Origin of the sequence: Streptomyces sp. NBC_00996 (assembly GCF_045162675.1) — a bacterium.
Taxonomy (GTDB): domain Bacteria; phylum Actinomycetota; class Actinomycetes; order Streptomycetales; family Streptomycetaceae; genus Streptomyces.
Genome location: NZ_CP108723.1, coordinates 7,096,980 through 7,113,153, shown reverse-complemented (window position 1 = coordinate 7,113,153; position 16,174 = coordinate 7,096,980). Strand labels below are relative to the sequence as shown.

The 16,174-nt window shown below is 70.1% G+C and carries 16 protein-coding genes; 13 read left to right on the top strand and 3 right to left on the bottom strand.

Annotated elements, in window-relative coordinates:
- Positions 1–46: 46 nt before the first annotated feature.
- From xseA to OG390_RS33435, 3 genes are all read left to right on the top strand, one after another.
- Complete coding sequence (gene xseA / locus OG390_RS33445) at positions 47–1,255, top strand: exodeoxyribonuclease VII large subunit (protein ID WP_406173087.1); 1,209 nt, start codon at positions 47–49, stop codon at positions 1,253–1,255.
- Positions 1,256–1,264: 9 nt separating this feature from the next.
- Complete coding sequence (locus tag OG390_RS33440; protein WP_406173086.1) at positions 1,265–1,504, top strand: exodeoxyribonuclease VII small subunit; 240 nt, start codon at positions 1,265–1,267, stop codon at positions 1,502–1,504.
- Between the two features lie 140 nt (positions 1,505–1,644).
- Complete coding sequence (locus OG390_RS33435; protein ID WP_399087223.1) at positions 1,645–2,235, top strand: malonic semialdehyde reductase; 591 nt, start codon at positions 1,645–1,647, stop codon at positions 2,233–2,235.
- Between the two features lie 76 nt (positions 2,236–2,311).
- On the opposite strand, the gene OG390_RS33430 is transcribed toward OG390_RS33435, so the two are convergent.
- On the bottom strand, positions 2,312–2,830 hold the full coding sequence (locus tag OG390_RS33430) for a DUF4245 domain-containing protein (protein WP_406173085.1): 519 nt from the start codon (positions 2,828–2,830) through the stop codon (positions 2,312–2,314).
- Positions 2,831–2,955: 125 nt separating this feature from the next.
- Here OG390_RS33430 and glpX point away from each other — a divergent pair, with 125 nt between their 5' ends.
- The gene (gene glpX / locus OG390_RS33425; RefSeq protein WP_406173084.1) at positions 2,956–3,987 is read left to right on the top strand and encodes a class II fructose-bisphosphatase; all 1,032 of its coding nucleotides are present in this window, start codon (positions 2,956–2,958) and stop codon (positions 3,985–3,987) included.
- A 76-nt stretch (positions 3,988–4,063) separates the two neighbouring features.
- Here glpX and OG390_RS33420 read toward each other — a convergent pair whose 3' ends face one another.
- The gene (locus OG390_RS33420; protein ID WP_099499641.1) at positions 4,064–4,435 is read right to left on the bottom strand and encodes a WhiB family transcriptional regulator; all 372 of its coding nucleotides are present in this window, start codon (positions 4,433–4,435) and stop codon (positions 4,064–4,066) included.
- A gap of 199 nt (positions 4,436–4,634) precedes the next feature.
- Positions 4,635–5,387, bottom strand: a complete 753-nt coding sequence (locus OG390_RS33415) for a DUF1707 domain-containing protein (protein ID WP_406173083.1) — start codon at positions 5,385–5,387, stop codon at positions 4,635–4,637.
- A gap of 165 nt (positions 5,388–5,552) precedes the next feature.
- Between OG390_RS33415 and OG390_RS33410 the strand changes: the two genes are divergently transcribed.
- From OG390_RS33410 to OG390_RS33370, 9 genes are all read left to right on the top strand, one after another.
- Positions 5,553–7,244 (top strand): fumarate hydratase, encoded by a 1,692-nt coding sequence (locus OG390_RS33410; protein ID WP_406173082.1) that lies wholly within the window; start codon positions 5,553–5,555, stop codon positions 7,242–7,244.
- Between the two features lie 156 nt (positions 7,245–7,400).
- Positions 7,401–7,946 carry an SH3 domain-containing protein gene (locus tag OG390_RS33405; protein WP_406173081.1) on the top strand — a complete coding sequence of 182 codons (546 nt, stop codon included), beginning with the start codon at positions 7,401–7,403 and terminating at the stop codon, positions 7,944–7,946.
- 217 nt (positions 7,947–8,163) lie between these two features.
- Positions 8,164–8,973, top strand: a complete 810-nt coding sequence (locus OG390_RS33400) for a DUF2690 domain-containing protein (protein ID WP_406173080.1) — start codon at positions 8,164–8,166, stop codon at positions 8,971–8,973.
- Positions 8,974–9,080: 107 nt separating this feature from the next.
- The gene (locus OG390_RS33395) at positions 9,081–10,484 is read left to right on the top strand and encodes a class II fumarate hydratase (protein WP_406173079.1); all 1,404 of its coding nucleotides are present in this window, start codon (positions 9,081–9,083) and stop codon (positions 10,482–10,484) included.
- Positions 10,485–10,600: 116 nt separating this feature from the next.
- Positions 10,601–11,293 (top strand): DUF402 domain-containing protein, encoded by a 693-nt coding sequence (locus tag OG390_RS33390; RefSeq protein WP_406173078.1) that lies wholly within the window; start codon positions 10,601–10,603, stop codon positions 11,291–11,293.
- A gap of 119 nt (positions 11,294–11,412) precedes the next feature.
- Positions 11,413–11,622, top strand: a complete 210-nt coding sequence (locus tag OG390_RS33385; protein ID WP_406173077.1) for a hypothetical protein — start codon at positions 11,413–11,415, stop codon at positions 11,620–11,622.
- Positions 11,619–13,811 carry a SpoIIE family protein phosphatase gene (locus OG390_RS33380; protein ID WP_406173076.1) on the top strand — a complete coding sequence of 731 codons (2,193 nt, stop codon included), beginning with the start codon at positions 11,619–11,621 and terminating at the stop codon, positions 13,809–13,811. The genes OG390_RS33385 and OG390_RS33380 overlap by 4 nt, the downstream gene beginning before the upstream one ends.
- 152 nt (positions 13,812–13,963) lie before the next feature.
- Positions 13,964–15,427 carry a catalase gene (locus OG390_RS33375; protein ID WP_406173075.1) on the top strand — a complete coding sequence of 488 codons (1,464 nt, stop codon included), beginning with the start codon at positions 13,964–13,966 and terminating at the stop codon, positions 15,425–15,427.
- A 126-nt stretch (positions 15,428–15,553) separates the two neighbouring features.
- A complete protein-coding gene (locus tag OG390_RS33370; RefSeq protein ID WP_406173074.1) occupies positions 15,554–16,123 on the top strand; it encodes a DUF6461 domain-containing protein in 570 nt (189 codons plus the stop codon).
- Positions 16,124–16,174 lie beyond the last annotated feature (51 nt).

Genomic DNA, 16,174 nt, shown 5'->3' with positions numbered 1-16,174 from the left:
CTCAGGAGTGCGGGCACTGTCGGTGGTGGCCGTTACGCTCGGGCGCATGGCTCTCAACACGTCCGCGGACGCTCCGCTGCCCGTCGGTGAGGTGTCGCGGCTCATCGGGGGGTGGATCGACCGGCTCGGCGCGGTGTGGGTCGAGGGGCAGATCACCCAGTTGTCGCGGCGCCCGGGCGCGGGTGTCGTCTTTCTGACGCTGCGCGATCCGTCGTACGACATCTCGGTGAGCGTGACCTGCTACCGGCAGGTGTTCGACGCCGTCGCCGACGTGGTGAGCGAGGGCGCCCGTGTCGTCGTCCACGCGAAGCCCGAGTGGTACGCGCCTCGGGGACAGTTGTCGCTGCGGGCCGCCGAGATAAAGCCCGTGGGTGTCGGTGAACTGCTCGCCCGGCTCGAGCAGTTGAAGAAGTCTCTGGCCGGTGAGGGACTGTTCGCGGCCGAGCGCAAGAAGCCGCTGCCCTTCCTGCCGCAGCTCGTCGGGCTGGTGTGCGGGCGGGCCTCGGCGGCGGAGCGCGATGTGCTGGAGAACGCGCGGCACCGCTGGCCGGCCGTTCGCTTCGAGGTCCGCAACGTCGCCGTGCAGGGCGTGCACGCGGTGCCCCAGGTCGTGCAGGCCGTGAAGGACCTGGACGCGCTGGACGACGTCGACGTGATCATCGTGGCGCGGGGCGGCGGCAGCGTGGAGGACCTGCTGCCGTTCTCGGACGAGCAGCTCGTGCGGGCGGTCGCCGCCTGTCGTACGCCGGTCGTGTCGGCCATCGGGCACGAACCCGACAACCCGCTGCTCGACCACGTGGCCGACCTGCGCGCGTCCACGCCGACCGACGCCGCCAAGAAGGTCGTGCCGGACGTCGGCGAGGAGTACGAGCGGGTGCGGTTCCTGCGGGACCGGGCGCGGCGCAGCGTCCAGTCCTTCATCGAGCGGGAGGAGCGCGGGCTCGCGCACGCGTTGGCCCGGCCCTCCATAGAGGATCCGCACCGCATGGTCGACGAGCGGGCGGACCAGGTGGCCGCCCTGCTGGACCGCGGCCGGCGCACCCTCGGGCACCTCCTCGACCGCGCCGACTCGGAGCTGACACACACCCACGCGCGCGTGGTGGCCCTCTCCCCCGCCGCGACCCTCCAGCGGGGGTACGCGGTGCTGCAGAAGACCGACGGCCATGTCGTCCGAGGGCCGGACGAGGTGGCGGCGGGCGAAGAGCTGCGGGCGCGGGTCGCCGAGGGTGAATTCTCCGTACGAGTCGATGCATAGGGTGGGCGCATGACCAGCAAGGTGGACGAGGCGCTCGGGTACGAGCAGGCGCGGGACGAGCTCATCGAGGTGGTACGCCGCCTGGAGGCGGGCGGTACGACCCTGGAGGAGTCCCTCGCCCTGTGGGAGCGGGGCGAGGAGCTGGCGAAGGTGTGTCGGCGGTGGCTCGAGGGCGCACGGGCGCGGCTGGACGCAGCGCTGGCCGAGGAGGAGCAAGAGGGCGCGGGCGGCTCGGCCGACTCCGAGTAGCGGCAGTTCTTGAAAGTTGAAGCACGTGTGAAGTGGATCACTTCGGGCGAGTTTTGGTTGAAGCTTAAACCTTCATGTCATACCTTCGGGAGCGCAATCCGATCCCCCCGGATCCCCGCTCGTCCCGAGAAGGTTTCACCATGTCTCTCGTTCTTGACCCCACCGCCCAGGACCTGCTGTTCCGCGAGGCCCGCACCGCGAACACGTTCACCGACGAGCCGGTGACCGACGAGCAGGTGCAGGCGATCTACGACCTGGTCAAGTACGGCCCGACCTCCATGAACCAGTCGCCGCTGCGCGTGACCCTGGTCCGCTCCCCCGAGGCCCGCGAGCGTCTCGTGCAGCACCTGGCCGAGGGCAACCAGCAGAAGACCGCCGCCGCCCCGCTGGTCGCGATCCTCTCCGCGGACAACGAGTTCCACGAGGAACTGCCGGAGCTCTTCCCGCACTTCCCGCAGGCCAAGGACCTTTTCTTCGGCGAGCGCTCGGTGCGTGAGGGCAGCGCCGCCCTGAACGCCGCCCTGCAGGCCGCGTACTTCATCATCGGCGTCCGCGCCGCCGGCCTCGCCGCCGGCCCGATGACCGGTCTCGACTTCGCCGGCGTCCAGAAGGAGTTCCTGGACGACGACCACACCCCGCTGATGGTCGTCAACATCGGCAAGCCGGGCGAGGACGCCTGGTTCCCGCGCTCCCCGCGTCTGGAGTTCGACCAGGTCGTCACGACGGTCTGATCCTTTCCGCAGGTACGATGAGGGCCCCCGGCAATGGCGCCGGGGGCCCTCATCGCGTTTCCGTACGGTTCACGGTTCAGGACGTCTTCAGCGCCTGCGCCAGCTTCGTCAGTTGGGCGAACGACGCGGTGCCGGTCACCACCGTCGTGGAGCCCTTGCCCTTGAGCACCAGGGCGTCGTAGCGACCCCCCGTGTACCGCTGCCACGTCTGGTCGCCGATCCGCTGGGTGGTCTTCGTTTCCTCGGCGCCCTGGCTGGCCGTGTCGATGAAGACGGCCGGCTTCTGAGTGGACTGCTCGATCGCCACGTACTGGCCGTCGGGGTCACGGAAACCCAGGTGCCAGGTGTCGAACTGAGAGCCGTCGTACCGTACGGACGTCGCCTTCCACGTCCCGGGCAGACCTTCGGGTGCCGCGACGGGATAGCTCGCCGCGCGGCGCGCCGTGAGGAGCTCGACACGGTAGTCGACACGCTTGAGGGGAGGCTCGGAGTCGTCGTGCGGGATGAAGATGTAGATGACGCCCGCCATGAGCCCGATGAGGCCCAGGGAGAGAATCATGTCCCGGACCGACTGCTTGCCTTTCGTACCTGCCACGTACCTATCGTCGCAGGTGCCCTGGCCTGCTCATCCGTGGGGCCCCCTGCTCATTTTGTCGGTCTGACGATAGAGTCGGGACACACCCTCATCCGGCCGTCGTCGTATCAGAAAGGTGCGCTCCGATGACCGAGCATCACTTGCCGTCCGAACTCGAGGTCCCCTCCGAGGCCCCCGACCGAAATCTCGCCCTGGAACTGGTCCGCGTCACCGAGGCCGCCGCCATGGCCGCGGGCCGCTGGGTCGGCCGCGGCGACAAGAACGGTGCCGACGGCGCCGCCGTCAGGGCCATGCGGACCCTCGTCTCCACCGTCTCGATGAACGGCGTCGTCGTCATCGGTGAGGGCGAGAAGGACGAGGCCCCGATGCTCTTCAACGGGGAACGCGTCGGCGACGGAACCGGTCCCGAGTGCGACATCGCCGTCGACCCGATCGACGGCACCACGCTCACCGCCAAGGGCATGTCGAACGCGATCGCCGTGCTGGCCGCCGCCGACCGCGGCACCATGTTCGACCCGTCCGCGGTCTTCTACATGGACAAGCTGGTCACCGGCCCGGAGGCCGCCGACTTCGTCGACATCAACGCGCCCGTGTCGGTGAACATCCGGCGCGTGGCCAAGGCCAAGCGCTCCACGCCCGAGGACGTCACGGTCGTCATCCTCGACCGGCCGCGTCACGACGGGATCATCAAGGAGATCCGGGAGACCGGCGCGCGCATCAAGCTGATCTCCGACGGCGATGTCGCCGGCTCGATCCTGGCCCTGCGCGAGGGCACCGGCATCGACCTGCTGCTGGGCATCGGCGGCACCCCCGAGGGCATCATCTCGGCCTGCGCGGTCAAGTGCCTCGGCGGCACCATCCAGGGCAAGCTGTGGCCCAAGGACGACGAGGAGCGGCAGCGGGCGATCGACGCCGGTCACGACCTGGACCGCGTGCTGACCACGAGCGATCTGGTCTCCGGCGAGAACGTCTTCTTCGTCGCCACCGGCATCACCGACGGCGAGCTGCTGCGCGGGGTGCGGTACCGCGCCGAGACCGCGACGACCGAGTCGATCGTCATGCGGTCCAAGTCGGGCACGGTCCGGCAGATCACCTCGGAGCATCGGCTCAGCAAGCTGCGGGCCTACAGCGCGATCGACTTCGACCGGGCGAAGTAGCTCCGGCCGGGTTCGCCGGGCAACGGGAAAGGGGCGCCCCCTGTGCGGAGGGGCGCCCCATTCCCGTACATACCGGTCAGCCGGCCGCCGCTATCGTCCCCCGCGCGGCCTTCTTGAGTTCCAGTTCGCGCCGGCGGCGTCGGGCGAGCACCACGCGGCGCTCGGCGGCGGTGAGGCCGCCCCAGACTCCGTACGGCTCGGGCTGCAGCAGCGCGTGTTCGCGGCACTCGACCATCACCGGGCAGCGGGCACAGACGCGTTTCGCCGCCTCCTCACGGGACAGTCGGGCGGCAGTGGGCTCCTTGGAGGGGGCGAAGAACAGGCCGGCTTCGTCTCGTCGGCACACGGCTTCCGTGTGCCATGGGGCCTCCTGATCCCTGTCCCGCACTGGCGCCCGCTGGGCCGGAACGGCAGCTACCTGCAGAGACTGATGCGGCGGTTGCAGCACGGTCTACTCCTGACGACGGCTTCGCGAGCGTGCCGGGCACCGCGGAAAGGTCCACAGCGCCCTCCAAGAGACGATGCAGCAAGGCCTACCCGCTGTGCGCGCGCCTATGCACTGAGTTCCGAAGCCCAGGATTTCTCGTACGCGCCACGGCCCCTACCACTGGACCAATCCGCTGTCGGAGCCGCCGGATTCACAAGCGTCAACGGTCCAGGTGCTTGCGCAAACTCCTGTCCACCCGGTCGGCCACCCGTTCGGTCACGCGGCCCGTCACCCGGTCGAGGATGTCGGCGACCAGCTTGCCCCGCTTGGGCCGTGCCTCGACATTGCCCAGCACGGCCAGACCGTCGACATAGACGACCGGTGCGTGGGGGTCGCCCGAATCCAGCGTGTCCACTTCGAAGTTGCCCAGTACCCCGCCGCCGTTGCCCCGCAGTGAGACGTTCTCCGGGACGCGGATCTCCACGTTGCCGAAGACCGAGATCGCCTTGATCACGACCTGCTGGTACTCGAAGATCGCCTCGCTCAGGTCTATCTCGACACTGCCGAAGACCGAGTACGCGTGGATACGGCGCCCGGCGCGCCAACGGCCCTTGCGGACGGCGGCGCTGAAGACCGCCACCACGTTCTCGTCGGCCTCCACCGGCATCGCGTCGGCGGTGGGGCGGTTGGGCGCGGAGGTGTACGCGGGAGTCGCGCGGCCCGTGTGGGCGGCGGGCAGGTCTCGTACGAAGTGGTCGAGCTCGCCCACCGTCTTCGTGGCCAGCACCCCCTCCACCCGCTCGGCGTGCTCCTCCGGGGTCAGGCGCCCCTCGGCGAGGGCCTCGCGCAGGATGTCGGCGATCCGGTCACGGTCGGCGTCGGAGGCACGGAGCTCGGCCGGCTCCGCCGCCATGGATGCGGTCGGCTTCGCCGACATGGGCGCGGTCGGGGCGGGGCTCTTCTGAAGGTCCACGGCAGCAGCGTACCCAAACGCGATAGATCGCGACTAGGGGTGTGGACGACTATCGGACGAGCAACTGAGCCTTACCTCACAGACTCCGTGTCCGTGCCAGGTTCTACGCTGGTGGACGCTGCCAATGGAGGCCAGCCGCTGTCTGTCGAGTGAGGAATGGGCGAGATGCCTGAGTTCGCGTACACCGATCTGCTCCCCCAGGGAGAGGACACCACCCCCTACCGGCTGGTGACCTCCGAGGGTGTCTCCACCTTCGAGGCCGACGGGCGCACGTTCCTCAAGGTCGAGCCGGAGGCGCTGCGCAAGCTCGCCGAGGAGGCCATCCACGACATCCAGCACTATCTGCGGCCCGCCCACCTGGCCCAGCTGCGGCGGATCATCGACGACCCGGAGGCGTCCGGCAACGACAAGTTCGTCGCCCTCGACCTCCTGAAGAACGCGAACATCGCCGCCGCGGGCGTCCTGCCCATGTGCCAGGACACCGGCACGGCCATCGTCATGGGCAAGCGCGGCCAGAACGTGCTCACGCAGGGCGGCGACGAGGCGGCCCTCTCGCGCGGCATCTACGACGCGTACAAGAACCTGAACCTGCGCTACTCGCAGATGGCTCCGCTCACCATGTGGGAGGAGAAGAACACGGGCTCGAACCTGCCGGCGCAGATCGAGCTGTACGCGACCGACGGCGGCGCCTACAAGTTCCTCTTCATGGCCAAGGGCGGCGGGTCCGCGAACAAGAGCTTCCTGTACCAGGAGACGAAGGCCGTTCTGAACGAGGCCTCCATGATGAAGTTCCTGGAGGAGAAGATCCGTTCACTCGGTACGGCCGCCTGCCCGCCGTACCACCTGGCGATCGTCGTCGGCGGCACGAGCGCCGAGTACGCCCTGAAGACCGCGAAGTACGCCTCCGCGCACTACCTGGACGAGATTCCGGCCGAGGGCTCCGAGCTCGGGCACGGCTTCCGGGACAAGGAATTGGAGGAGAAGGTCTTCGAGCTCACGCAGAAAATCGGGATCGGCGCGCAGTTCGGCGGCAAGTACTTCTGCCACGACGTGCGCGTGGTGCGGCTGCCGCGGCACGGCGCGTCCTGCCCGGTCGCCATCGCCGTGTCCTGCTCCGCCGACCGCCAGGCCGTCGCGAAGATCACGGCCGAGGGCGTCTTCCTGGAGCAGCTGGAGACCGACCCGGCGCGCTTCCTTCCGGAGACGACGGACGCTGAGCTCAACAGCGGCTCCGCCGCGGGCCTCGACGAGTCGAGCGACGTCGTCAAGATCGACCTGAACCAGCCGATGGACGACATCCTCGCCGAGCTGACCAAGTACCCGGTCAAGACCCGGCTCTCGCTCTCCGGCCCCCTCGTCGTGGCCCGCGACATCGCGCACGCCAAGATCAAGGAGCGGCTCGACGCGGGCGAGGAGATGCCGCAGTACCTGAAGGACCACCCCGTGTACTACGCGGGCCCGGCCAAGACGCCCGAGGGGTACGCGTCTGGATCCTTCGGCCCGACGACCGCCGGCCGTATGGACTCCTACGTCGAGCAGTTCCAGGCCGCGGGCGGCTCCAAGGTGATGCTCGCCAAGGGCAACCGCAGCAAGCAGGTCACGGACGCCTGCGACGCGCACGGCGGCTTCTACCTCGGCTCGATCGGCGGGCCCGCCGCCCGGCTCGCCCAGGACTGCATCAAGAAGGTCGAGGTCGTCGAGTACGAGGAACTCGGCATGGAGGCCGTCTGGAAGATCGAGGTCGAGGACTTCCCGGCGTTCATCGTGGTCGACGACAAGGGCAACGACTTCTTCCAGAACCCCGCCCCGGAGCCGACGTTCACCCACATTCCGGTACGGGGTCCCGGGCCGGCGTAACGTCCCGGGACACCACAGCGTCGACACTCCGCCTGGACGCTGTCCCACTTCGTCCCAGGAACGAGTGGGACAGCATCTTTGAGAACTATGCCGGAAAAGCTCCGTGCTGACTGGATCACAGCCTGTGATCCGTAGGTCAACTCGGAGGGAAATCCCATGATTCGACGCACCTTGCGCAACGGTCTGGTGGCCGCGATCGCGGCCGTCGCCGTCTTTCCGGTGACGGCCGTCGCCTCCGCCGCCCCGGCACCGCAGGCTCCCGGCTGGGTCACGCCCACGCAGATCTCGACGCCGAGCTGGTACCCGACAGCCCCGCAGTCCTCGATTCCGGGCCTGCCCGGCGCCCGGCACGCCCAGCGGAAGGCGCCGAAGCGACACGCCCGACGCCACGTGACGACCCACGTACGGCACCACGTCACGACGCACTACCGGCGGTACCCGATGACGCACGCCCGGCGTCACGTCACGGCCCACACCTGGGGCCGCGTGGCCACCCACTACCTGCGGCTGAACGTCCGTTCCGGACCGGGGACCGGCTACCGGGTGATCGGCTCGCGCCCCATCGGCCACGTCGTGGCCATCACCTGCAAGAAGCAGGGCTCCTACGTCCTGGGCAACCGGCGCTGGTACAAGCTCGCCCACCACAAGGGCTACGTCTCCGCGCGCTACGTGCACAACCGCAGCGCCGTCCGCTGGTGCTGAAGGGCGCCGCTCCGCTCGGCCCCTGACATCCGGAACCTCCTGACGGGGTGTCCGTCACCCCGTCAGGAGGTACTACCGGTCAATCAGCCGATCGCACCGCCTTCCGGTGGCAAAACAGCAGGTCAACTCCCCTTCATATTCCAGTGATCCTGGTGTGGCCCGGCGCCTTGCACGGGAAAGCATCACGGCGGTCACCCCGGCACGGCGAGGGAGCGAGATGGAGAGCCACGTGATGGTCAAGAGGCAGCCGCCGCCCCACTCGTCGGGCGACACGGAGCAACTCCTGGTGGAGCGACTGCGCGTCCTCAAGCAGCGAACGGGGCTGAGTCTGGCCGCGCTGGCCACGGCCACCCCGTTCAGCAAGTCGACCTGGCACCGCTATCTGAACGGCGACCAGTTCCCGCCGCGCGCAGCGGTCGACGCGCTCGGCCGACTCGCGGACACCGACCCCGGTCCACTCCTCGACCTGTGGGACGCCGCCGCCCGGGCCCAGTCCAGTGCGGCGAGCGCGCCGCAGCAGCCGCCGGGCCCGGAAGCATCCACGCCGGAGGGCGCCCGGCGCCCCCGCCGGGGGAATCGCGCCTTCGTCGCCCTTGCGGCGGTGGCCGCCACGGTGGCCGTCACCGCCGGTGCGGCGGACATCCTGGACTTCGACGAGGCCCCGGCGCCCCGGGCGGCCGCCTCCTGTCGCGGCAGCGGCTGCCAGGGAGAGTTCCCGACCGCCGAGACCTGCGGTCGGGACGCGCGGACGGAGAGCAGCGTCGCCGAGGCCGCCCAGGTCGTGCTGCTGCGTTTCTCCCCGTCCTGCGCCACGGTCTGGTCCGAGGTGCGCACCCGGGCCGGTGGCGCGCGGGAGATCTCGATCAGGTCGGGCCAGGACGAGCTGTCCGCCACCTACGAGGGCGACAAGTCGGACGGATACACCAGCCCGATGCTGGCCGCCTCGAGCCCGCGCGGGGCGCAGGCGTGCGCCAAGGTGGGCGGAAAGCCCGCGTGCACCGGCCTGTTCGGCGTTCCGCGCCGCTGACTCCCAGCGGGAGGACACCGTATGACGCAGGACACTCCGTTCCGGTCTCCCTGCCACGGGAACACAGGACAGGTCCGCGATGCTGTCCTCACTGGAGGTGATCGGCAATGGCCGATGAACAGGCAGAAGCCCCGTACCGGATCGAGCACGACTCCATGGGTGAGGTCCGCGTCCCCGCCGACGCGAAGTGGCGGGCCCAGACACAGCGGGCCGTGGAGAACTTCCCGATCTCCGGGCAGCAGCTGGAGCGCGCCCACATCGAGGCCCTCGCCCGGATCAAGGCGGCCGCAGCGAAGGTGAACGGCCAGCTGGGGGTGATCGACAAGGACGTCGCGGAGGCGGTCCAGGAGGCGGCCGGTGAGGTCGCCGAGGGGCGCTGGGACGCGCACTACCCCGTCGACGTCTTCCAGACGGGATCCGGCACGTCCTCCAACATGAACACCAACGAGGTCATCGCCACGCTCGCGACCGAGCGGCTCGGCAGGGACGTACACCCCAATGACCACGTGAACGCGTCGCAGTCGTCGAACGACGTCTTCCCCTCCTCGATCCACATCGCCGCCACCGCCGCCGTCACCCGCGATCTCATTCCCGCGCTGGAGCACCTGGCCGACTCGCTCGCGCGGAAGTCCGAGGAGTTCGCCGACGTCGTGAAGTCGGGGCGTACGCACCTGATGGACGCGACGCCGGTGACGATGGGGCAGGAGTTCGGCGGGTACGCGGCCCAGGTGCGCTACGGGGTGGAGCGGCTCCGGGCCTCGCTGCCGCGATTGGCCGAACTGCCGCTCGGGGGGACGGCCGTGGGCACCGGGATCAACACCCCGCCCGGGTTCTCCGCCGCCGTCATCGCGGAGGTGGCCCGGGACACCGGGCTGCCGCTCACCGAAGCGCGCGACCACTTCGAGGCGCAGGGGGCGCGCGACGCGATCGTCGAGACCAGCGGCCAGCTGCGCACCATCGCCGTCGGGCTCACCAAGATCGCCAATGACCTCCGGTGGATGGCGTCGGGGCCGCGGACCGGACTGGCCGAGATCAGCCTTCCCGACCTCCAGCCGGGGTCCTCGATCATGCCCGGCAAGGTCAATCCCGTCATCCCCGAGGCCGTGTTGATGGTCGCCGCCCAGGTGATGGGGAACGACGCGACGGTCGCCGTCGCCGGGGCCGCGGGCAACTTCGAGCTGAACGTGATGCTGCCCGTCATCGCCAAGAACGTGCTGGAGTCGATCCGGCTGCTCGCCAACGTCTCGCGGCTGCTCGCCGACCGCACCGTCGACGGGATCGTCGCGCACCGCGAGCGGGCCCGCGAGTACGCCGAGTCGTCACCGTCCGTGGTCACCCCCCTCAACAAGTACATCGGGTACGAGGAGGCCGCCAAGGTGGCCAAGAAGGCGCTCGCGGAGCGGAGGACGATTCGCCAAGTCGTCCTGGAGTCGGGGTATGTGGAGCGCGGTGACCTCACACTGGAACAGCTCGACGACGCGCTGGATGTCCTGCGGATGACGCATCCGTAACGGCGCTCGTCCCTTCGGCAGACGCCTGATGACACCTCCGTAACGTCCTGTGTCCGGCGCCGAGAACCGTGACGCGCGCCGCAGCGTCGTATGCCCGGGGCACCTAATATCTGGTCATGGCAGACGGTGGAGCGGTGAGAGATGTGGAAGCGGGCGGGTCGACGGCGCACTGGGCCCCCGGGAGTCAGATCCTGTGGCGGTACCGGGAGAACGCCGGCCCGCGCTTCCACATCTGCCGCCCCGTGACCGTCGCACGGGACGACGACGAGCTGCTCGCGGTGTGGATGGCGCCCGGCACGGAGTGCGTGAAGCCGGTGCTCGCCGACGGTACGCCGGTGCACGGGGAGCCGCTCGAGTCGCGCTACACCAAGCCACGCGCGGTGCGACGCGACCGCTGGTTCGGCACCGGGGTGCTGAAGTTGGCGCGGCCCGGCGACGCCTGGTCGGTGTGGCTGTTCTGGGAACGGGGCTGGCGTTTCAAGAACTGGTACGTGAACCTTGAGACCCCGCTGGCCCGTTGGGAGGGCGGGGTCGACTCCGAGGATCACTTCCTGGACATCTCCGTCCACCCGGACCGGAGTTGGCGCTGGCTCGACGAGGACGAGTTCGCGATGGCGCAGCGGGCCGGTCTGATGGATGCTCAAATGGCGGCACGGGTAAGGGAAGCGGGGTGGTCGGCGGTGGACGTGATCCGCGCCTGGGGCGCGCCGTTCGCGGACGGCTGGCAGCACTGGCGCCCGGATCCGTCGTGGCCGGTTCCCGCCCTGCCCGATGACTGGGACCGTACGCCCGCGCACGTGTCCTCATGAGACCCTTGATGCGCCCCCGTGGTACAACCGTAGGATCGTCTTCCGCAAGGGCGCACGGCAGCAACAACTCCCGCAGTATGAGCCGGGCTTGACCATACGTCACCGAGGGGCGGCAGGACGTGAGCGAGGGGTACGAGGGCTACGACGGCGCGGCCCGCAGACGGCCGTGCCGACCGCGCGGGCTCGCCTGGGCGGCCGCGCCCGTCGTAGGGCCGGGCCCCGACGACGCGCAGATTCCGTTCCTGGGACACACATTCCGGGTATCGGGGCTGCGGGACGAACTGCACGCACGGCGTGCAGCCCCGGACGGATGGATTCGACACGCGTGACGGAGCACCCCACCTCGCACGAGCGCCGCCAGCCCGGCGCCGGCCGGCCACCAGCCCCCGCGGACCCCCGCGGGGCGCTCCTGCGTACCCCGGAGCAGCCGTCCACGCTGCCCGGCGGCACCGCGTTACCCGTCCAGGCCCGCACCGGCGACGCACCCAAGGGTCCCGGTACGACCACGTCGTACGGCAAGCACGGCCCCACCGGCGGTCAGACCTCCGCCGGCACCGACATGTCTCCTTCCTCCGGCTCCACTGCGTCCCCCGGCTCGGCCTCGGCCACCGGCACCGGCGCGCCCACACCGCCGCCCGCCTCCCCCGGCTCCGAGCACTCCCAGCCCTCGACCGCCGAGCCCGATCCGCACCGCCCGCGCCCCGTTCCCGAGGCCATCCCGGCACAGCCGGCCAACGAGCAGGACCGGGCGTCGGGGAGCCCCGGCGGCAAGGACCGGCGCACCGGTCAGGGGCTGCCGCCGGGTGGCCCGATGCCGATGCGGCGCGACGGGGACCGGCTGCGCTTCGTGGGCGCCGCGACCCGCCGTATCGCCCGGGGCATCGACCTGGACGAGATCGTGATGGGCCTGTGCCGGGCCACCGTGCCGACGTTCTCCGACGCGATCCTCGTCTATCTGCGCGACCCGCTGCCCGTCGGCGACGAGCGGCCCACCGGGCCCGTCGTGCTGCGGCTGCGGCGCACCGACCGGATCCCCGAGGAGCGGGACACCGACGGCGGCTTCATGCCCGCGCTGCAGCCCGAGCCCAGCGAGCTGCAGGCGATGACCGCCGAGCTGTGCGAGGTGCGCCCCGGCGGTGCCCTCGCCGAGGTGCTGCGCGGCGTCCGGCCGGTGTTCGCGGACGCGCCCGCCGCCCGCGCCGCGCTGCCCGAGCTGCTCGGCGACGACCTGGTGGTGCCCGGCGGGCAGCGCGCGATCCTCGCCCCGCTGCGCGGTCGCCGCCGGGTGATCGGCGCGGCACTGTTCCTGCGCCGTCCGGAACGGCTCGCCTTCGAGGCCGACGACCTGCTGGTCGCCGCCCAGCTGGCCACGCACAGCGCACTCGGCATCGACAAGGCGGTGCTGTACGGGCGCGAGGCGTACATCGCCGACGAGCTGCAGCGCACGATGCTGCCCGAGACGCTGCCGCGGCCCACAGGCGTACGGCTGGCGTCCCGGTATCTGCCGGCCGCGGAGACCGCACGCGTCGGCGGCGACTGGTACGACGCGATCCCGCTGCCGGGCAGCCGCGTCGCCCTCGTTGTCGGTGACGTCATGGGCCACTCGATGACGTCGGCGGCCATCATGGGCCAGCTGCGGACGACCGCGCAGACCCTCGCCGGGCTCGATCTGCCGCCGCAGGAGGTGCTGCACCACCTCGACGAGCAGGCGCAGCGGCTCGGCACCGACCGCATGGCGACCTGCCTGTACGCCGTCTACGACCCGGTCTCGCACCGCATCACCATCGCCAACGCCGGCCATCCGCCGCCGGTCCTGCTGCATCTGGGCGGGCGGGCCGAGGTGCTGCGCGTGCCGCCGGGTGCCCCCATCGGCGTGGGCGGGGTGGATTTCGAGGCGGTGGAGCTGGACGCGCCCGCGGGCGCCACGCTGCTGCTCTACACGGACGGTCTGGTCGAGTCCCGCCTTCGCGACGTGTGGACCGGCATAGAGCAACTGCGGGAGCGGCTCGCGGCCACCGCGCAGCTGACCGGCCCCGACCATCCGCCGCCGCTCGAGGCGCTGTGCGACGAGGTGCTCGACATGCTCGGCCCGGGCGACCGGGACGACGACATCGCGCTGCTCGCCGCCCGCTTCGACGGGATCGCGCCGAGCGATGTCGCCTACTGGTTCCTTGAGCCGGAGGACGCGGCTCCGGGGCGGGCTCGCCGGCTGGCCCGGCGTGCGCTGTCCCGCTGGGGCCTGGAGGACATGACCGACTCCGTGGAGTTGCTCGTCAGCGAGGTCGTGACGAACGCCGTGCGCTATGCGTCACGGCCGGTGACGCTGCGGCTGCTGCGGACGGATGTCCTGCGCTGCGAGGTCGGCGACGACGTGCCGCAGCTGCCGCGGCTGCGGCAGGCGCGCGCCACGGACGAGGGCGGGCGCGGGCTCTACCTGGTCAACAGGCTGGCCAGGCGGTGGGGCGCGACACGATTGAGCACCGGAAAGGTGGTCTGGTTCGAATTGAACCGCGGCTGAGGGGTACCCACGCGGGGCGCCCCCCAGCAGTCGTTCAGAATCGTGCCGGAGTTGGACCCAGTCCAAATGTTGCCGACATCCTGTCGGCGGAGTTGACTGCTGGGGTGAGCGAAGCGACCTAACCGACCCTCTTCTTCGACGGGAGGACGCTCGTGACGCAGGCACCCCAGAAGGCTCCGTACACCACGAACAACGTCGGAATTCCGGTGGAGAGCGACGAACACTCGCTCACCGTCGGACCCGACGGCCCGATCCTGCTCCAGGACCACTACCTCATCGAGAAGATGGCCCAGTTCAACCGGGAGCGAGTACCCGAGCGGGTGGTGCACGCCAAGGGCAGTGGCGCGTACGGATTCTTCGAAGTCACCAACGACGTCAGTCAGTTCACCAAGGCAGATCTCTTCCAGCCGGGCAAGCGCACCGAGATGCTGGCCCGCTTCTCCACCGTCGCAGGTGAGCAGGGCTCGCCCGACACCTGGCGCGACCCCCGCGGCTTCGCGCTCAAGTTCTACACCGGGCAGGGCAATTACGACTTGGTGGGCAACAACACCCCGGTCTTCTTCGTCCGTGACACGATCAAATTCCAGGACTTCATCCGCTCGCAGAAACGCCACCCCGCCACCGGGCTGCGCAGCAACGACATGCAGTGGGACTTCTGGACGCTCTCGCCCGAGTCGGCGCACCAGGTGACCTGGCTGATGGGCGACCGAGGGATCCCCAAGACGTACCGCCACATGAACGGCTACGGCTCCCACACCTATATGTGGATCAACGGCGCCGGTGAGCGGTTCTGGGTGAAGTACCACTTCAAGACCGACCAGGGCATCGACTTCCTCACCCAGGCCGAGGCCGACGAGCTGGCCGGGACGGACGGGGACCTGCACCGCCGGGACCTGTACGAGTCGATCGAGTCCGGGAACGCGCCGACCTGGAGCCTGAAGGTCCAGATCATGCCGTTCGAGGACGCGGCGGACTACCGCTTCAACCCGTTCGACCTGACCAAGGTCTGGCCGCACGGGGACTACCCGCTGATCGACGTCGGCCGGATGACCCTCGACAGGAACCCCGAGGACTACTTCATCCACATCGAGCAGGCCGCCTTCGAGCCCTCGAACCTGGTGCCGGGCATCGGGCCGTCTCCGGACAAGATGCTCCTCGGCCGACTGTTCTCGTACCCGGACACCCACCGGTACCGGATCGGCCCCAACTACGCCCAGCTGCCGCCGAACCGGCCGCACGTTCCCCTCAACTCGTACGCCAAGGACGGCCCGATGCGCTACGAGCCGTCGAACGCGTCCCGTCCGTACGCGCCCAACTCCTACGGTGGTCCCGCGGCCGACTACGGGCGCTTCGGCGACCCGGCGAGCTGGCAGACGGCCGGTGAAATGGTACGCGAGGCGTACAAACTGCACCGCGAGGACGACGACTGGGGCCAGCCGGGCACGATGGTCCGCCAGGTCCTCGACGACGCGGCCCGCGACCGGCTCGTCTCGAACGTCAGCGGACACCTGAAGGCCGATGTGTCGCGCCCGGTCCTGGACCGCGCGGTGCAGTACTGGCGCAACATCGACAAGGAGATCGGGGACCGGATCTCCCAGAACGTCAACGGAGGCTGAGCACCAAGGAATTGGTCGTGCGCCCGGGGTGAGTCGACTCGTCACGGGCGCACGACCGTGCGTCACTCCCACCGTGTACCGTGCCGGGGCACCGGAGTTGTGTGGGCCGAAGGGTGGGAAAGTGTCGTGGACGGCATCGCGTGGATTCGGGAAGCCCTGGACGCCTACTGCGTCACGTTCGCCCGCGGGCTGAGCGTGGATGAGCTGGTACGTCGCCTGGGCACGGACCCCGCCCGGATCCTGCCCTCCGTGTCCGCGCACGAGGCGGAGCTGCTCGCCAGGGACGAGGGACCCGTCGCCCGACTGGGTACCGGCAACGGCTGGGCCTTCGCCCTGGAGTCCGCGAGCGCCGAGGGAACCGACCGGCGCACGCTGCGGCGGGTCTCCGAGGGCACGGAAGCCGTCATGCTGCTGGACAGCGGCATGCCGCCGTACTGGTTCGTGCACGCCCGCAACGGCGAGATCGCGGCCGACTTCGAGCCCGGCGTGGAGGCGGAGCAGATCGGTGGCACCGATCCGTCGTTCCTCGTCCCGGCCATGCAGACCGCGGGCATGCTGCTGGCGGACGGCACGGCGAACCCGGAGGACTGGGAACCGGAGCAGCGGATCATCACCGTGGCGGAACAGGTCTTCTCGCTGGACCTGCCCCGCGCGGCCGTGGAAAGCGGGACGCTCCCGGCCGTCGTTCTGGTTTAGAGGGCCCGGACGCGCGGAGCCTGTCCGGGCGGCGTGTGCCGCCCGGACAGG